The organism is Paenibacillus endoradicis, assembly GCF_024721975.1.
Genome location: NZ_JANQBB010000001.1, coordinates 777,384 through 793,773 on the forward strand (window position 1 = coordinate 777,384; position 16,390 = coordinate 793,773).

Annotated in this window: 16 protein-coding genes and 1 riboswitch; of the genes, 14 read left to right on the forward strand and 2 right to left on the reverse strand. The window is 38.2% G+C overall.

Annotated features, from left to right (window positions below):
- Window positions 1-71 precede the first annotated feature (71 nt).
- The gene (locus NV377_RS03475; protein ID WP_258199769.1) at window positions 72-1,370 is read left to right on the forward strand and encodes an alpha-glucosidase/alpha-galactosidase; all 1,299 of its coding nucleotides are present in this window, start codon (window positions 72-74) and stop codon (window positions 1,368-1,370) included.
- Between the two features lie 222 nt (window positions 1,371-1,592).
- The gene (locus NV377_RS03480) at window positions 1,593-2,591 is read left to right on the forward strand and encodes an aminoglycoside phosphotransferase family protein (RefSeq protein ID WP_258199770.1); all 999 of its coding nucleotides are present in this window, start codon (window positions 1,593-1,595) and stop codon (window positions 2,589-2,591) included.
- 80 nt (window positions 2,592-2,671) lie between these two features.
- Here NV377_RS03480 and NV377_RS03485 read toward each other — a convergent pair whose 3' ends face one another.
- Entirely contained in the window at window positions 2,672-3,166 is a 495-nt protein-coding gene (locus tag NV377_RS03485) for a hypothetical protein (RefSeq protein ID WP_258199771.1), read from the reverse strand.
- Between the two features lie 205 nt (window positions 3,167-3,371).
- A riboswitch (cobalamin riboswitch) is annotated at window positions 3,372-3,580 on the forward strand.
- A gap of 145 nt (window positions 3,581-3,725) precedes the next feature.
- Between NV377_RS03485 and NV377_RS03490 the strand changes: the two genes are divergently transcribed.
- The 10 genes from NV377_RS03490 to NV377_RS03535 all read left to right on the forward strand — a co-directional run bounded on the left by NV377_RS03490 (window position 3,726) and on the right by NV377_RS03535 (window position 13,824).
- A complete protein-coding gene (locus tag NV377_RS03490) occupies window positions 3,726-4,724 on the forward strand; it encodes an ABC transporter substrate-binding protein (RefSeq protein WP_258199772.1) in 999 nt (332 codons plus the stop codon).
- A gap of 2 nt (window positions 4,725-4,726) precedes the next feature.
- Window positions 4,727-5,770 carry a FecCD family ABC transporter permease gene (locus NV377_RS03495; protein ID WP_258199773.1) on the forward strand — a complete coding sequence of 348 codons (1,044 nt, stop codon included), beginning with the start codon at window positions 4,727-4,729 and terminating at the stop codon, window positions 5,768-5,770.
- Window positions 5,767-6,549 carry an ABC transporter ATP-binding protein gene (locus NV377_RS03500; protein WP_258199774.1) on the forward strand — a complete coding sequence of 261 codons (783 nt, stop codon included), beginning with the start codon at window positions 5,767-5,769 and terminating at the stop codon, window positions 6,547-6,549. The genes NV377_RS03495 and NV377_RS03500 overlap by 4 nt, the downstream gene beginning before the upstream one ends.
- Window positions 6,550-6,555: 6 nt before the next feature.
- Window positions 6,556-7,626: a nicotinate-nucleotide--dimethylbenzimidazole phosphoribosyltransferase gene (cobT, locus tag NV377_RS03505; protein ID WP_258199775.1), complete on the forward strand. Its 1,071-nt coding sequence runs from the start codon at window positions 6,556-6,558 to the stop codon at window positions 7,624-7,626.
- Between the two features lie 4 nt (window positions 7,627-7,630).
- On the forward strand, window positions 7,631-8,215 hold the full coding sequence (gene cobU, locus NV377_RS03510) for a bifunctional adenosylcobinamide kinase/adenosylcobinamide-phosphate guanylyltransferase (protein WP_258199776.1): 585 nt from the start codon (window positions 7,631-7,633) through the stop codon (window positions 8,213-8,215).
- The gene (gene cbiB / locus NV377_RS03515) at window positions 8,212-9,201 is read left to right on the forward strand and encodes an adenosylcobinamide-phosphate synthase CbiB (RefSeq protein WP_258199777.1); all 990 of its coding nucleotides are present in this window, start codon (window positions 8,212-8,214) and stop codon (window positions 9,199-9,201) included. The genes cobU and cbiB overlap by 4 nt, the downstream gene beginning before the upstream one ends.
- Window positions 9,174-10,019, forward strand: a complete 846-nt coding sequence (gene cobS, locus NV377_RS03520; RefSeq protein ID WP_258199778.1) for an adenosylcobinamide-GDP ribazoletransferase — start codon at window positions 9,174-9,176, stop codon at window positions 10,017-10,019. The genes cbiB and cobS overlap by 28 nt, the downstream gene beginning before the upstream one ends.
- Window positions 10,020-10,114: 95 nt before the next feature.
- On the forward strand, window positions 10,115-11,224 hold the full coding sequence (cobD, locus tag NV377_RS03525; protein WP_258199779.1) for a threonine-phosphate decarboxylase CobD: 1,110 nt from the start codon (window positions 10,115-10,117) through the stop codon (window positions 11,222-11,224).
- A complete protein-coding gene (locus NV377_RS03530; RefSeq protein WP_258199780.1) occupies window positions 11,214-11,969 on the forward strand; it encodes an adenosylcobinamide amidohydrolase in 756 nt (251 codons plus the stop codon). The genes cobD and NV377_RS03530 overlap by 11 nt, the downstream gene beginning before the upstream one ends.
- Window positions 11,970-12,051: 82 nt before the next feature.
- Complete coding sequence (locus NV377_RS03535; protein ID WP_258199781.1) at window positions 12,052-13,824, forward strand: copper amine oxidase N-terminal domain-containing protein; 1,773 nt, start codon at window positions 12,052-12,054, stop codon at window positions 13,822-13,824.
- Between the two features lie 212 nt (window positions 13,825-14,036).
- Here NV377_RS03535 and NV377_RS03540 read toward each other — a convergent pair whose 3' ends face one another.
- Window positions 14,037-14,474, reverse strand: a complete 438-nt coding sequence (locus NV377_RS03540; protein WP_258199782.1) for a hypothetical protein — start codon at window positions 14,472-14,474, stop codon at window positions 14,037-14,039.
- A gap of 377 nt (window positions 14,475-14,851) precedes the next feature.
- Between NV377_RS03540 and NV377_RS03545 the strand changes: the two genes are divergently transcribed.
- Complete coding sequence (locus tag NV377_RS03545) at window positions 14,852-15,130, forward strand: DUF1294 domain-containing protein (protein ID WP_258199783.1); 279 nt, start codon at window positions 14,852-14,854, stop codon at window positions 15,128-15,130.
- Entirely contained in the window at window positions 15,130-16,287 is a 1,158-nt protein-coding gene (locus tag NV377_RS03550; RefSeq protein WP_258199784.1) for a DUF3900 domain-containing protein, read from the forward strand. The genes NV377_RS03545 and NV377_RS03550 overlap by 1 nt, the downstream gene beginning before the upstream one ends.
- Window positions 16,288-16,390: the final 103 nt, after the last annotated feature.

Sequence of the window (16,390 nt, forward strand, 5' to 3'; positions counted from 1 at the left end):
ATAGATATATTATAAAGGAGAAATGCTTATAACAACAACTAATTTTCAATTCGAAAGGTAGGGAAATATCAATGTCTAAAATTACTTTTCTAGGTGCAGGAAGTACTGTCTTTGCAAAAAATGTACTAGGTGATGTAATGTTAACTCCTTCATTACAAGGTTTTGAATTGGCATTATTCGATATTGATCCAACTCGCTTGAAAGAATCCGAAATTATATTAAAAAATGTATGTGAGGCTGCCGGTAGTTCATGTCGCATTGTAGCGTATTCTAATCGTAAAGAAGCCCTGAAAGGCGCAACGTATATCGTTAATGCGATTCAAGTAGGTGGCTATGATCCATGCACGATTACGGATTTTGAAATTCCGAAGAAATACGGGTTACGTCAAACGATAGCGGATACTGTTGGTATCGGCGGTCTGTTCAGAAATCTTCGCACAATTCCAGTAATGATGGAGTTTGCTAGAGATATTAATGAGGTTTGTCCAGACGCATTGTTCTTGAACTATAGTAATCCGATGGCAGTATTAACGAATGTGATGAATACACATGGTGGAGTAAATACTGTAGGACTTTGTCATAGTGTGCAAGTATGCGTACAAGATTTATTGAAACATTTGGAAATCGACAATAGCGGCATTAGATCTAAAATAGCTGGTATTAATCATATGGCATGGTTGCTTGAAATAACAAAGGATGGTCAAGATATTTATCCTGAAATTAAGCGTCTCGCTCGTTTGAAACAAGGTGAGAAGCATCATGATATGGTACGTTATGAACTGATGGTCAAGTTCGGTTACTACATTACGGAATCAAGTGAACATAATGCTGAATATCATCCTTACTTCATTAAGTCGCAATATCCCGAGCAAATTGAACGTTTCAATATTCCTCTTGATGAATATCCTCGTCGTTGTGTTAATCAGATCAATGAGTGGAAGCAGAAGCGGGATGAAATTATGAACAATGCTTCTCTTGAACATTCTCGCACACATGAATATGGATCTTATATAATGGAAGCGATCGAGACGAATATTCCTATTAAAATAGGTGGTAACGTCATGAATACAGGACTTATTACGAATTTACCGAAAGAAGCTTGTGTAGAAGTACCATGTCTTGTTGATGCAAATGGCGTTCAACCAACTTACATTGGTGATCTTCCTCCACAGCTTGCTGCACTTAATCGCACGAATATTAACACACAACTATTAACGATCGAAGCTGCAATAACAGGTAAAAAGGAACATATCTATCACGCAGCACTACTTGATCCTCATACTTCAGCTGAATTGTCGATAGATCATATTATTGCACTGTGCGATGAGTTGATCGAAGCACATGGTAGCTGGTTGCCGACGTATAAGTAATTACCAAAATGCAGTTCAGTTGATATTAACTACAAGCGCGATAGATTAGCTAGAGAACGTAAATTGAAGATACCTCCAAATATACGATTAGCTTTTCGCTTCGTATGTTTGGAGGTATATTTTTCTGTGCTGAATTAATTTGTGTCTATGATGAACAGAGTGTTATTCTATTCATTGACTTGAAGTGTAACTATACATATTTGGATAAAGGGAGGAATTAAAGTGGAACTGCATCTCAATGAGAATCAGATCAAGAAATGGGTCGTAAGAAACGCTGATTCATTAGGATTAGATGAATCGAAGTTAGATGTTCGTTATATTTACAATCCAGGCGGTTTTGTTAATCAATCTTACCGTGTATCTGATGGCCAAACAACTTTACAGATTAAACTAGCACGTACTGAAAAAGCACACAGACTCAAGCAGTGGGCATCAATAAGTGAACATCTGTCTACTCATTATAACGTTCCAAAATTAATAGAAGTAATCACAGAAGAAATAATAGAGGGCTACACTTTTGGTTTAGTGTTTAATTATATTGAAGGGAAATCATTAAGTACGTTAACTAATGCAAATCCAATTATAGAAAATGTATTACACTCGCTTCATCATCTACATACTGATCAAGCAATCCAACAGATGATTCGAACCGATAAGCAAGAATACTCTTATGCTGATGCATTTGCGCAGGAATATATCAGTCGATTCCAAGAAGATCTAGACATCATTAGATCCCAGCAGCATTTGCTTGATTTTGTAACATCAGATTCAATTACTTGGTTTGAGTCTGAAGTAGAAGCATTAGAACAATTGGTACGTTCTACGCCTTCATTTCAGATGAAAGCTACAGATATTGTTCATAACGATATTAATTGGGAGAATGTATTAGTAGATAACGATAATGAGTTTTGGATTATCGATTGGGATGACTTAACGGGATGTGGTGATGCGGCAATGGATTACTCCGTATTCTTATGGACGAAATATAATAAACAAGAGTGGCCATATTGGAGCGAACGAGTTTTAACATTGGCAGGTGTGGAGCTATTCGAAAGGTTAGAATACTATTTCAGAGCAAAACTATTGGATAATGTCATTGATTTACTTGCTGATTATATTGAAGCAGACAATATACCCGAACTTAAAGAAATAACTCAGAAGCGGGCTAAAGAGATTCATCTCAGTGCCTACTCCGAGTATAAGAGAATATACGCGCGATAACTACTATGTGTGCTTCAACCTCTGAACACAAGGATTCCTAGGTAGCGAATATGAAAGCGAATAATCATGGAAAGTACAGACTACTTTACATCGAATGTGAAAGCTAAATGTATCGCTTCGTCTTGGGGTTGATCATCATACGTAACTGTTGCTGTAGCGACCCAAAGTCCAGGCATAACAGGAATTCCTTCGCCATGGTAAATACCGTGCTCATCAGGCGTCATCATGAATTGAATCGTTCCACAATCCATCCTCAACATATTAAGTGTAACGGATACTTTAGTATGTACTGGTAGCGTATTACTGTTGAATTGTTGATTTAATTTTCCGTTTTCTGAATCTGAACCTGCTTCTGGCAGTAGTTGTAACGAGAACGCACTATTTGTCAGAGCAACGGCGGCATCATCATCTATTTCAAATTGTAATTTCCCTAGTGATGTTGCATTCGTTGTGGTTTGTTTCTGGAGTGATTGATCGCGTACATTTGTACCTTGTGCCACAATATAGCTATAACCTACCCCGAATACTAGTACAAATACAAGCAGGACAAACAGTCTAGTTTTCCATTTGGTCACAAGATCCCCTCCCAAAAATTTTCGTGGTTACTTACTTTTCATTGGATATGAAAAGTAGCATCAGAATCACAATTTAATAGCTAGTTCGCAACAAAACTCTAGTTTAGTCAATATTGTAGTTAATATGTTATATGTTGAGATGCTTGCTCTTTATGTATAGGTGACATCATACAGTAAAATCGTGTATAGTAAGACAGTGAAACAATTGAATAGCGTGTACTTAGGTTCTATCTTGCATATTGCATAATAGATGAAAAGGGAAGCTGGTGTAATTCCAGCGCGGACCCGCCACTGTAAGAATGGATATACGTTGTATATCGAAGTAATGTCATTTGTCACTGGATAACAATGATCTGGGAAGACGATATTACGATTCGTTCAAGTCAGGAGACCTGCCTAAGGAAAATATAAGCATATTCCTACGTGGACTTAGGAGGTGTTGGATAAACTTAAACTTTATGAACTTATCGTTTAAGTAAAGGCGTCTCCAACATCGGAGGACGCTTTATTTTGTTGTACACGCATTTGAATTGAATAAAGAAAAAGGGGATAGGAACAAATGATTTCGAATTTTAAGAAAGCTCTACAAAGCAATAAAGTTGTACTAGTATTGATGTTAGTTATGATGTTAGCTCTTACTGCATGCGGTAATAACGCAGCAGAAGGTAATAAACAGAATCAAGGGGCTAACAATCAGAATCAACAAGTAGAAGATACGAATGGCGCAGCAAATTCTGAGTCAGTCTATCCGATGACATTAACTGATGCAACGAACACTGAAGTAACCCTTACAGAAAGTCCAAAAGCAATCGTATCGATTGTACCAAGTGAAACAGAAATTCTGTTTGCTATCGGCTTAGGAGGAAATGTTGTAGGTGTGGATGAGTATAGTAATTATCCTGCAGCAACAGCTGATATTGAAAAAGTAGGAGATTTCACTACTAATATAGAAGCAGTAATGGCATTGGAACCAGATATTGTGCTAGCTTCATCTAGTATGAATGGTGATGCGATCACGAAATTACGTGAACTTGGAATTGTGGTGTATGCATCTAACCCAATTACATATGACGAAGTAGTTGCCCATATTAATCAACTAGGAGTATTATTAGATGCACAAGCACAAGCTGGAGAAGTTGCGGCTGAGATGAATAAGGTCAAAGAAGATATTGTTGCTAAAGTAGCAAATGCTGAAGATCGTAAAGTTTACTTAGAGTTCTCTCCGGGTTATACGGTTGGTTCTGGCGAATTTTTAGATGATCTTGTAACGCTTGCTGGTGGTATCAATGTTGCTAACGGCCAACCAGGATGGTTCGAAGTTGATGCTGAAGCGGTTATTACTGAAAATCCAGCAGTTATTATTTATCCTGATTTTGGAGAGGAGCAAAGCTCTATTCTAGCAGGTATTCAGGCGCGTCCTGGTTGGGAAGCGATTGATGCTGTGAAAAATAATGAAATGGTTATGGTTACTAATGATCCGTTAGTTCGTGTAGGTCCACGCCTAACGCAAGGATTATCTGAAATTGCAGCTGCCATTCATCCAGAGCTATTTCAATAAATATGAATAAGAAACTAATCGGATATGGAGGAGCAGCAATGCTCCTTCTTTTTATAACGATCATTACAGCAATTTCCCTCGGCTCATCAGGTATCTCATTGGCTGATGTGTGGGGGATATTGTGGCATTCGCTTCCTTTTAATGATGATGCACAGCTCTATTATTCGAAAGGTGAGATAGCAATTGTCACGCAAGTTAGGCTTTCTCGTGTGCTACTCGCAACCTTTGTAGGAGCGTGCTTAGCATTAGCAGGAGTCGGCTTTCAAGGAGTCCTTCGTAACCCTTTAGCAGATCCCTATACACTTGGTGTCGCTTCGGGAAGCTCTGTAGGGGCAGCATTTATTATATTAATGGGTTATCAGATGCTAATCGGATTATGGACAATTCCACTTGTTGCTTTTGGAACTGGCATTGCGACGTTGTTCGGAGTCATTGCATTAGCCAAATCTCAAGGATCAATGCAAATTCAGACTCTTGTACTAGCTGGAGTGATTATACAATCGTTTCTAGGTTCATTTGTCTCATTAATGGTGTCAATGTCAAATGGCGTTGTGAATGAAATATTGTTCTGGATTATGGGTTCTATCTCTATGAAAAGTTGGGAACATGTCTATATGCTATTCCCATTTGTAATCATAACACTACCGATTCTCATGTATTATGGTCAAATTTTGAATTTACTAGCTCTTGGCGAACGCGAAGCTGCATATATGGGTGTCAATGTTGAACGTAGTAAAATCATCGTCCTTATTGTTTGCACATTATTAACAGCTGCGGCTGTATCTGTGTCAGGTGTTATAGGTTTTGTAGGACTTGTTGTACCTCATATCATCAGATTGATAGTAGGTCCAGATTATCGGATTCTTATTCCGCTATCCGCTATAGGCGGGGGGATTTATATGATTATGGCAGATACTATCGCTAGATTAGCGTTAAGTCCTAAGGAGTTGCCACTGGGTGTTATTACAGCATTAATTGGTGCGCCAATCTTCTCTTACTTATTAACTAAGAAAAACCGTAAGGAAGGCGGTGTTCAACCCTTATGATTAGGGCACAGTCATTAAGCTACAATTATGATGAGATTAATATTTTTCGGGATTTGAACTTTGCTTTCGAAATGAATCGATTTTATGGCATTATTGGTCCAAATGGAGCGGGTAAGTCAACGTTTCTCCAACTTCTAGCAGGGATTAGAAAGCCAACTACCGGTTCTGTTCTGTTTCAGGAGCAACCTATTCATCACTTCCCACGTAAAATAATTGCTCAGAAGATTGCTGTGTTACAGCAGGGTGGTCTTCCGCCGCTTGGATTCTCCGTACGTGAAGTTATTGAAATGGGCAGATTTCCTTATCAAAGTTGGCTTGGTGGTGAAAAGGCTAACATAGATGGTATCATTGAAGAAGCTATACAATTAACGGGGTTAACTAATCTCGTGCATCGTAAATTAGATCAACTAAGCGGTGGCGAGCGTCAGCGAGTCGCTTTAGCGAAATTGATTGTACAGCAGCCGGAAATTATATTACTTGATGAGCCGACAACATATCTAGATATTGGCTATCAGCAAATTATTATGGATGTTGTGAAAAGCTGGCAGCAACAAAAACAATTATTAGTTATCGCGGTTATGCATGATCTGAATGTATCTGCATTGTACTGTGATCAGTTACTAGCATTACACAATGGACAAATCATAGCTTCTGGTACACCTGAGCAAGTACTTACTACAGATAGAATGAAAGAAATGTATAATGCATCTACCGTTATCATTGAGCATCCAGTTAACCAATCACCACAGTTATTGTTATCGCAAACTAAAGGAGAATGATTCATTATGGAAAAGTGGACAGAACAACAATTACAACAATACATTTCATACATTCAGTTACCTGATGAACAATTTGCTCAGCAAGCAAGAGAACATTCTGATCAATTAACAAAACCACCTGGAAGTCTAGGAAAGCTAGAAGTTATTACGGCACAATTAGCTGCAATTACTGGGAAGTTATGGCCAGATCTTAGTCGTCGAACTGTCATTATTATGGCTGGTGATCATGGTGTATGCGACGAAGGAATTAGCGCATTTCCACAATCGGTTACTCCGCAAATGGTACATAACTTCTTAAATGGTGGAGCTGCTGTTAATGTGCTTGCAAGAGGAGCTCATGCTGATGTTGTATGTGTAGATATTGGCGTAGCAGCTGAGCTTGAACATCCTCAATTACGTTCTCACAAAATCAGGTATGGCACAGCGAACATGGCAGTAGGTGCAGCGATGTCGCGTGAGGAAGCAATTCAGGCTATTCAAGTTGGAATCGAAGTGGTAGAAGAGCAATATGGACAAGGTGTCCGTATGTTTGCTACTGGTGAGATGGGAATTGGTAATACGACGGCAAGTGCTGCGATTGTAAGTGTACTAGCTAACATTGATGCTACTTCAGCAGCAGGTAGAGGGACAGGCATTAATGACACAATGCTTCAGCACAAAATTAATATTATTGAACGTTCGATTGCAGTGAATGCACCTGATGAGAATGATCCGCTAGATGTTCTCTTAAAAATAGGCGGTTTAGAAATTGCGGGCTTAGTCGGTGTAATGATCGGAGCAGCTAGAAACCGTTGTCCCGTTATTATTGATGGATATATTTCAACAGCAGCCGCATTAATCGCAGCCAAGTTAAGTACAAACGCAGCTCGATATATGATTGCTTCACATCAATCCCAAGAACAAGGTCATGTTCATGCGCTTGCTTCTATTGGCCTACAACCTATGATTCAACTGGATCTTCGAGTTGGTGAAGGAACAGGGGCAGTATTATGTTTCCACTTCATCGATGCTGCATTAAGCTTGATGCAAGAGATGGCAACCTTTGCGAGTGCTGGAATTGATGGTAGAGAGGACTAGATAGATGATTATACTCGTTACAGGCGGCGCACGCAGTGGCAAAAGTCATTTTGCTGAACAGTTTGCTAGCTCGTTATCCAATCAAGGCATCTATATCGCAACTGCACAAGCGTTTGATCAAGAGATGAGCGATCGTATCGCATTACATCGCAATCAACGTGACAATGAATCCTTTCAATGGGCAACTTGGGAAGCGCCATTAGAGCTTACACAATGTCTAGAAAGCATTCGTAATCATACGATAGATAGTGAATTGCATGAAAACCCAGTTATATTAATTGATTGTATGACATTATGGCTCAGTAATTGGTTCATGGAATTAGATGTGGAACATCAGGGAACTGATAAATTGCTCGAAGTGATCCATACATTTCTTCAATATTTGCAAGATTATCCTTACTCTGTTGTTATCGTTAGCAATGAGGTGGGGAACGGTATTGTACCGATGAATAAATTAAGCAGAATGTATCGCGATGAAGCAGGTCGCCTTAATCAACGAATTGCTGCACTAGCAGATAAAGTGTTTCTCGTTACAGCAAGTATTCCGATTGAGTTGAAATCGTTAGCTTACAAGTTGGAGGAACAATGATGTGGTATAGCTTGCAAGAATGGTTACTTATCATCATTGCTGCCATTCTAATTGATTGGGTAATCGGAGATCCGAAATGGCCAACACACCCTGTTATTTGGATGGGAAGATGGATTAAGTGGCTACAAGGGAAACTGTATCATTCTGAGCGCAATTATAGTACTCGCTCGCTTTTGTATAGAGGATTGATTCTTACGGTAAGTACAGTCGTGCTCGTTGGCATTATAATGGTCAGCATTCATTTACTGACCTATGCTATTCACCCATGGCTATCTTATATTGTCTCCGCTTGGCTATTATCAACGACTATTGCTGTAAAAGGATTGAAGGATGCAGGTAATCTAGTCCATGATCCATTAATAAGCGGTGATATGGATAGTGCTCGCCGCTATGTAGGTTACATTGTTAGTCGAGATAGTGAAGTAATGGATGAAAGTGATATGACGAGAGCTACAGTAGAAACGATTGCCGAAAATATTGTCGATGCTTTTGTCTCTCCTATATTTTGGGCGTTAATTGGTGGTGCTCCACTAGCGATGGTTTATCGTGCATGTAATACACTAGATTCAATGGTTGGTTATCGAAATGAGAAGTTTGAATATTTTGGAAAGTGTTCTGCTCGACTAGATGATATACTTAATTATATTCCAGCGCGTCTAACTGGATTAATTATTGTTACGATTGCTTGGTTACATCCAAAGCTCGATGGACGTAAATGTTATCAATCCATTATAACTTTTGCTAAAAAACATCCTAGCCCTAACAGTGGTATTCCTGAATCAGCAGTTGCCGGAGCACTTCATATTGAATTAGGTGGACGCAATCGTTACTTCGGTCAGTGGCATGAACGCGCACGATTAGGCTGGCCATCACAGCCATTACAAGCGATTCATATTAAGATGAGTATTAACGTATTATACGGTGTACGTATTTGGATTTTAATAGGAGTGATCGCAGTTTGGTTAATGATGAGCGTGAACAAATAAAACCATATATCTATGGATGTGTTGCAGCAATACAGTTTCTAACGATATTGCCTATTCGAATGCGGATCGAATTTGAAAAAAACATTCTACATAAAAGTGTTATCTTTTTCCCTGTAGTTGGTGCATTGATCGGGTTAATTGTTAGTATTTGTGGATGGGGAGTAGGCTATGTAGCTCCACCTATGGTTGGAGCATTATTGTTAGTAATATTATGGATCGCTTTGACAGGCGGATTGCATTTAGATGGACTGATGGATAGTGCGGATGGATTATTAAGTCGAAGAAGTAAAGATCAGATGCTAGAGATTATGAAAGATAGTAGAGTTGGCGCTTTTGGAGTCATTAGTGCAATTATCAACATTGCACTAAAATGGTCAGCTCTAGTATATTTGCTGCAAGAAGTTGCAACTAAGCAACTTTCGATCGCTTGGCTAGTATTAATTATTATTGGAACAGCGATGTGGAGCAGATGGTGGATGGTCATTGCTGTTTCAAGCTGGAAGCCAGCGCGAAGTAATGGTTTAGCATCTATGTTTCATGGGATCAAACGTCAGTATGTCAGTGCAGCGACGACAACGTCATTATTCTTGTATTTAATGCCATTAATGTTTTATGTTATTAACATTCCTATTTACAAAGACATTCTATGGTTAGCGCTGCTAATACCTATGTCTTCTGCAATTGTTGGATGGGTCGTAGCTAAATGGATGAAAGCCAAATTAGATGGTTTAACAGGAGATACGTATGGAGCAATGACAGAGATAATTGAAAGTGTGAACTTAATAATCGCTGTTATGTTTGTATACACTGTTTTATAGTTGTAACGGTCTACAATGATCTTAATTCAATATAGAAACGATAACTAATGGTATGTTTAGGTAACGTCTAGGAAATAAAGGAAGGAGGAAAACAATTGCTCGAAAGATATGGACACGGTGGTGATTTGCTATCTGCCTCCGAATTATATGGTATTCATGAAGATCATTTATTAGATTTCAGCTCCAATATGAATCCATTAGGACCTCCTCAAGTCGTAGCTGATATATTGTCGCAATATATGCAACATATTACGAAGTATCCTGATCCAGCGATTCGTCAACTAAGATCAACGATTGCAAGTAAGCATCTAGTAGACCTCGAAGAAGTTATCGTAGGGAATGGAGCAGCTGAGTTGATCGATCTTGTTGTTCGTTATTTCCAGCCGAAAACCGCAGCAATTGTTGCGCCTTCTTTCATAGAATATGAACAAGCATTACAGAAAAATGGCTGTAAAATTACTTACATCGAAAGTGAAGCTGTAAATGGATTTACTCCAAATGAACAACAAGTAGATAAGTTAATTCAACAACAATCGATTGAACTCTATATGCTTGGACATCCGAATAATCCAACAGGGCAACTACTAAGTGAACAGATGGTTACGAATCTGCTTCGTTCAGGCGCTATTGTTGTACTAGACGAAGCATTTCTAGATTTTCATCAACATGAAGATGAACTGAGTTGGATTTCAAAAGTAAGTAAGTACCGTAATCTATTTGTTATCCGTTCAATGACGAAATTCTATTCGATACCTGGCATACGACTTGGCTATATGATCGGTGCAGTTAATCAACTACAACATATGAAGCAGATGCAGTATCCATGGAGTGTGAACTCATTAGCACAATTAATTGGACATGCTGTATTGCAAGATCAATCATATGCTAGTGAGTCAAAGTCTTGGTTAGTTGAGGAAGCAAATTGGATGTATGAGCAACTCGCTTGTTTACATGTTAAACCATTTCGGACGGTTACCAATTATATATTAGTTGATCTCGCATATGGTTACGAAATCACGGCCTCTGAGCTGCAACAGTTAATGGGTAAGCAAGGTATATTAATTCGTGATGCTAGTACTTTCAAAGGATTACAATCTTCATATATTCGATTAGCGATAAAGTCTCGACAACAAAACATCCATTGTATTAGTGTATTAACCAATATTCTATCAACGCATAGAAAGGATGTTGGAGATGAATTGTAATGATATAGAAAGTGTAGCGTTGCAGTATACGATTACTCAGCCATTCCAGCATGGAATCAATCAGTTTTCTTCACAGTTTCAGCAACATTTATCGGCTAGATATCGTCATAATAGTATTGTGATTGAAAGTGACATGCCTTTGAAAGTGATCAGCAGTGCTGTGTGGAATGGAGGATTACATACCGCTCAAGCCTTTGTTAATTACCGGGTTCCACTTCATTATGAAAGCAATGATCCTATCAATGATATGCTTGAACTCATTGCTCATGAGAAGCTGTCGGAAGATAGTACTGTTGGACTAATGACTGCCGCGAAATTGTCTGATGCAGTAATCGGAGAATGGCATCAACAAGACTATAGCTTACTTGTTCTAGTTACATCTGGAACGTCTAATGCGGCTCGAGCAGGAATGTCTCGTCAGACGTACCCAGCATATCATGCAGGAACAATTAATATATTTGTCATTATTGATGGGCGATTAAGTGAATCAGCGATTATTAATAGTCTTATAACTGCAACTGAAGCCAAATGTGCAGCGCTTGCTGATTATGGGATAACAGAGCAAACCAATGGACTAATTGCTACAGGAACAACTACTGATGCTCTAGTCATCGCTTCATCACAACAACAATGTTACATTCAAGAGCATTTGTATGCGGGGACGGCCACTGAAATAGGCTGCCAACTTGCAGAGCTTGTGTACAATTCGGTTTACAAGGCAGTTTCATCACAACATGAGCAATAACAAAACATAATTCGCTTTGAATACGATATTCACATAAGTGCATCGTATATCGAAGGTAATGGAAAGCATCAGGAGGCTAACAATGCGTAAAAAATGGGTAGCATTAGTTTTAAGTACAAGTATTCTAGCAGGTTCGGCATTTGTCGTTCCAGAGCGAAATGTGGCAAATGCCATAGCAACAAGTACAGCTCAAGTTGTTCTCTATTTAGACAAGAAGGAAGCATTTCGTAATGGACAGCAAGTAACTTTAGATTCTCCTGCTACGGCAATCTCAGGAAAAACATATTTACCTGCCAAATTTTTAGGAGATACATTTGGCATGGATGTAACCTATAATGCAGCAGCTCGTTCTGTCAAAATGGTAACGGAAGATCATGTTATTGTTCTAGATACTAATAAAAATATTATTACGCTAGATGGTGTGACGCAGCCTAACAACAATATTGCTCGCATGATTAATGGTAGAATTATGGTGCAATTAACATGGCTTTGCGATGTTATGGGCGCCACGTATACTTATAATAATGAACAGAAAAAAGTTACAGTGACATACGTACCTAAAGCAAAAGATAATTATGATAAAGAACTAGGTTCAACTCCTGTTGCAAAGTTCTCTGTAGACAAAGAAACGTATAATATTGGCGAAACTATTACTTATACGAATCTAAGTTACGATCCTGACTCAGAGTCTGTCTCTTTATCATGGACCGGAAAGAAAGATGCTTTCTTTGAAGCGGGAACGTATGAAGTATCGCTAGTTGCAACTGATAAAAGCGGAAATAAAAGTAAACCTTATACAAAGAAAATCGTTGTAACAGATAGCGTTATGTTTGATGAATTTGAATACGGTGTATATTCTGGTAAAGCAGGTTCTTTTATTAAAGCATCAGATTCAAAATTCAATTCGCAAATCTTGCAAATACCACAAATTTCCAAAAAAACGACATATGACACAGCTCGTAAATTACTTGTAAGTGATAGTCCTGAAAATATTAGAACGTCAGGAATTTTATATCAAGATAATATTAATGGTAAAGCTCGTTTGTATGCTAACCATGTCAATAAATCAGGTAAAAATATGCAGTTCGCGATCTTAGCAACGAATAACGGATCTGAGCCAGTAACTTTGAAAACGACAAATGTTGGCGAAGTATTCCCATCGAAATATGCGATGCTGCTTGGCAGTGAAGCTGCGATTGACTTCTTAATGAATAATAAGATCACTGAAGAATTTGTTGTAAAACCAGGTGAGACTATCGTTTACCGTCAATTCCCAACATTCTTCCCAGAGTACGGTATTAATACAATGTATGATGTTGAAGCATCAGGTCAACTACAAATTACCTTTGCGGCAGATACAACTGCTAGTTCGAAAATGCTTTCGTTGAATAAATTAGCATATGATGGTCATGTTAGAGGAACATTTGAAGCTTCTGATATTCAATGGGATCTTGATTTGTCTAAAGTAGGCAATAAGAAGTTACAAAGACTTGTTATCGGTGATGGTAATGCCGATCCGTTCATTAATGGATATGATGTGCAACGGGATGTTGCAACGTCGCTATCTGGAAATTATGGAGCTGTCTATCGTATGACCATTAATAATCCAGGCAATATGACGGTATTGTTAAATGCAAGAGGAGGTTCTTTCAAAGGTGCCTTCAAAGTGAATGGACAGTTTGTGCGAGTGCCTTCTTCAGGCGTGCTAACACCATTTGACGGATTTGTATCGCTAGGACAAACTTCGACGAAAGATAAAAAATTAACAATTGAATTTAGTCCGCCAGCAGGATCTTCATTCCCGCTTAATCTTATTTTCTATCCGTTAGATTCAAGAATCGAACAAATGAAGTAGTATGATTAGATTCCTTGATGTAAGAAATTAAATTTTACACAATAAGAAACACCTTTAAGTAGGTATCGATTGGGTAAACCAATCGTACAACTTAGAGGTGTTTTTAGTTTTATATACATGCGCAGTGGTTTGAGTAATAGTGTTCGTCTAATGTATGGAAAGGAGGAAGCAGATTAATGGGTAGAAATGTATGAGTAGTATTGCAGTAATTACTAATACCCAGATAATAGAAAAAATGAAGTAATTCTACGATCTTCTATTCCAGGAGCATAAGTAGGTTCTTGGCCGATAACTATATCTGATACAAATGATCCTTTGTTGTCAATATAAAGTCTATATACTCGATCTCCTACCGATGCAGATGAACCATAGTCTTTATTATAACTTTCAATAATATTAAATTTATCACCTTCAAACATACCAATAGAAAGTGAATCATTATTAATCTCTTGGTGCGTAGCACAGTGAATTTCATCATGACTAAGGAAGTTCCAATGGTCAGATATCCGTATGACACCCTCAGGTTTATATCCCCAATCTACTTCTTTGTTATAGAAACTTTTGCTATACGGGGACTTGTGCACTTCCTTAAAGTTCTGATTAATGAAATCACATAATGCAAAGATAGCGTCTTTGTCTGCATTTCTCACAGATCATCAATCTCCTTTAGTATTTAATTACATCTTCGTTCTTACTCCATCTTCAAGGTATTTAAAAGCCTGCTTTTGGAACATTCGCTTACAGTAGATTATACCGTATTACTAACTATAAACCTAATCGTAGGAACGATTAACACATCATGATCAACTATTTTCCAGCAGTCGAAGAGTAGTTCAAATTCAATTTAGGTGCAAAGTAGGGAAGGACTGTAGTAGAATATATATACTACCGTCTAGTTGAAATTAATAGAGGTTAGGTTGATAAAGTAGATTCTACTGATTTTTTTATATACATATTATGTTAGGTCTCTTCATGGATCTTTTGAAAAATCGTAGCGCATATTTTTATAGAATGAGGAGGCAACAACGTGGATACTTTGTATTGGATAGTAGGTTATATTCTGTTTCTAAATGTGTATTTGTACTGGATAATGGGTAAGGATAAAGAAAGTGCACGTCGTAATACTGCACGTATTCCTGAACGCCATATTTTTCTGTTTAGCGCATTAGGCGGAGCAGTTGGTACGTATATGGCAATGTATCATTTCCGTCATAAAACTAAACATCGTAGTTTTAAAATTGGTATTCCCGTTATGATCATTATTCATATTATACTTGCTATTTTAATCGTAGGAGCGTTGAACTAATGGATTTTCGTATGAATTACTTATCATTTTTCGTTATTCAGTCGGAAAGTGATAAAGGCTCTGTTGGTAGTTATAAAGCTTTCAAACATTATCAAACGATGGATGGAGACGAATACGCTGATAGTGCGTTAAAAGAGTTTCTCGATGAGGAATTTATTAAAATTGTTAAGCGTAAAGTAGAGCGTCATCCTAATACTCCTAACGCTCCAACTAAAGTCGGTATGTTTATGGTTGAACCAGGATATGAGTTAGGCAGCAATGGAAATTATAATTTGTTTCAACGTATTCGTGAAGCAGATCACAAAGAAAGATTTCATAGTTTAACTGATGAACTTGTACGTGTCTATATGGATACATCAGCTGTTCGAGGCGGTGCATTTATCGTTGCATCATGTACTCTGAATACGTTTTTTGATGAGCCTTTTCTGTTTATTTTAAAATGTGACTTTGAACCAAAAATTGCTCGTATATCTGATGAGAGAAGCTTGATTGCTCAAGTGGAAATGGCATTTAGTGCGCGTAGCATTAAGTCAATTCAGTATCCTCATATGGAGCAAGAGGGCATCCTCGAGCGTTGGGAACTGAAAATCCATCAAGCATCGCATGCAAGATACTTTGAAGATTTTTTGAAGTATGTCAGCTATGAGAAACCTATTCCAGAAGTTGTTAGTGAACAAGTCGTTGAAATGGTCCATCAGTATATCGAAGAGAAATGGCAAGACAATGTAAGCAGTGAACGTTCTCAAGAGGAAAATGCAGTTGAGGTATGGGCTGCAAGTGAGAAGCGGGAATTGCAAGAATGGTGGACACCACAACAAGTAGAAGAAGCCAATTATTCCCTCATTCAACAGAAGGAAGACTTAACGATGGCGTTCAAAGTAGGAAACGTATCTATTAAAGGACTATTAGCAGATTATGGAGTATCGGTACATATCGCCAAGCATAATGGACGTTATGTTGCTGTTATTGAAGGTGATGCGTTGCAATTCGAGAAAGGGATGTCTCCAGTTGAATTGTTGGCGCCACCACCTCTGGAAGACATTATGGAGATCATTGGTACGAAAGTTTCAGATACAGCGGATGGGACTGATTCATTTGATACAGCTAATGAAAACGTTCAGCCGGTTGAAACTAATGATGATACACCCCCATGGTAATAGCAATTTTTATTGTATAGAGTAATGGGCACAAAGCATTTGAATGCATAATAACTCATCTCTGAGGAGAATCTATTTCGGTATATGGTACTCGAAAGGAGCT

Bases quoted from the DNA above. Each gene is read 5' to 3' on its own strand.
- NV377_RS03475 (WP_258199769.1), top strand. From the start codon at position 72: ATGTCTAAAATTACTTTTCTAGGTGCAGGAAGTACTGTCTTTGCAAAA.
- NV377_RS03490 (WP_258199772.1), top strand. From the start codon at position 3,726: ATGATTTCGAATTTTAAGAAAGCTCTACAAAGCAATAAAGTTGTACTA.
- NV377_RS03495 (WP_258199773.1), top strand. From the start codon at position 4,727: ATGAATAAGAAACTAATCGGATATGGAGGAGCAGCAATGCTCCTTCTT.
- NV377_RS03500 (WP_258199774.1), top strand. From the start codon at position 5,767: ATGATTAGGGCACAGTCATTAAGCTACAATTATGATGAGATTAATATT.
- cobT (WP_258199775.1), top strand. From the start codon at position 6,556: ATGGAAAAGTGGACAGAACAACAATTACAACAATACATTTCATACATT.
- cobU (WP_258199776.1), top strand. From the start codon at position 7,631: ATGATTATACTCGTTACAGGCGGCGCACGCAGTGGCAAAAGTCATTTT.
- cbiB (WP_258199777.1), top strand. From the start codon at position 8,212: ATGATGTGGTATAGCTTGCAAGAATGGTTACTTATCATCATTGCTGCC.
- NV377_RS03530 (WP_258199780.1), top strand. From the start codon at position 11,214: ATGAATTGTAATGATATAGAAAGTGTAGCGTTGCAGTATACGATTACT.
- NV377_RS03535 (WP_258199781.1), top strand. From the start codon at position 12,052: ATGCGTAAAAAATGGGTAGCATTAGTTTTAAGTACAAGTATTCTAGCA.
- NV377_RS03550 (WP_258199784.1), top strand. From the start codon at position 15,130: ATGGATTTTCGTATGAATTACTTATCATTTTTCGTTATTCAGTCGGAA.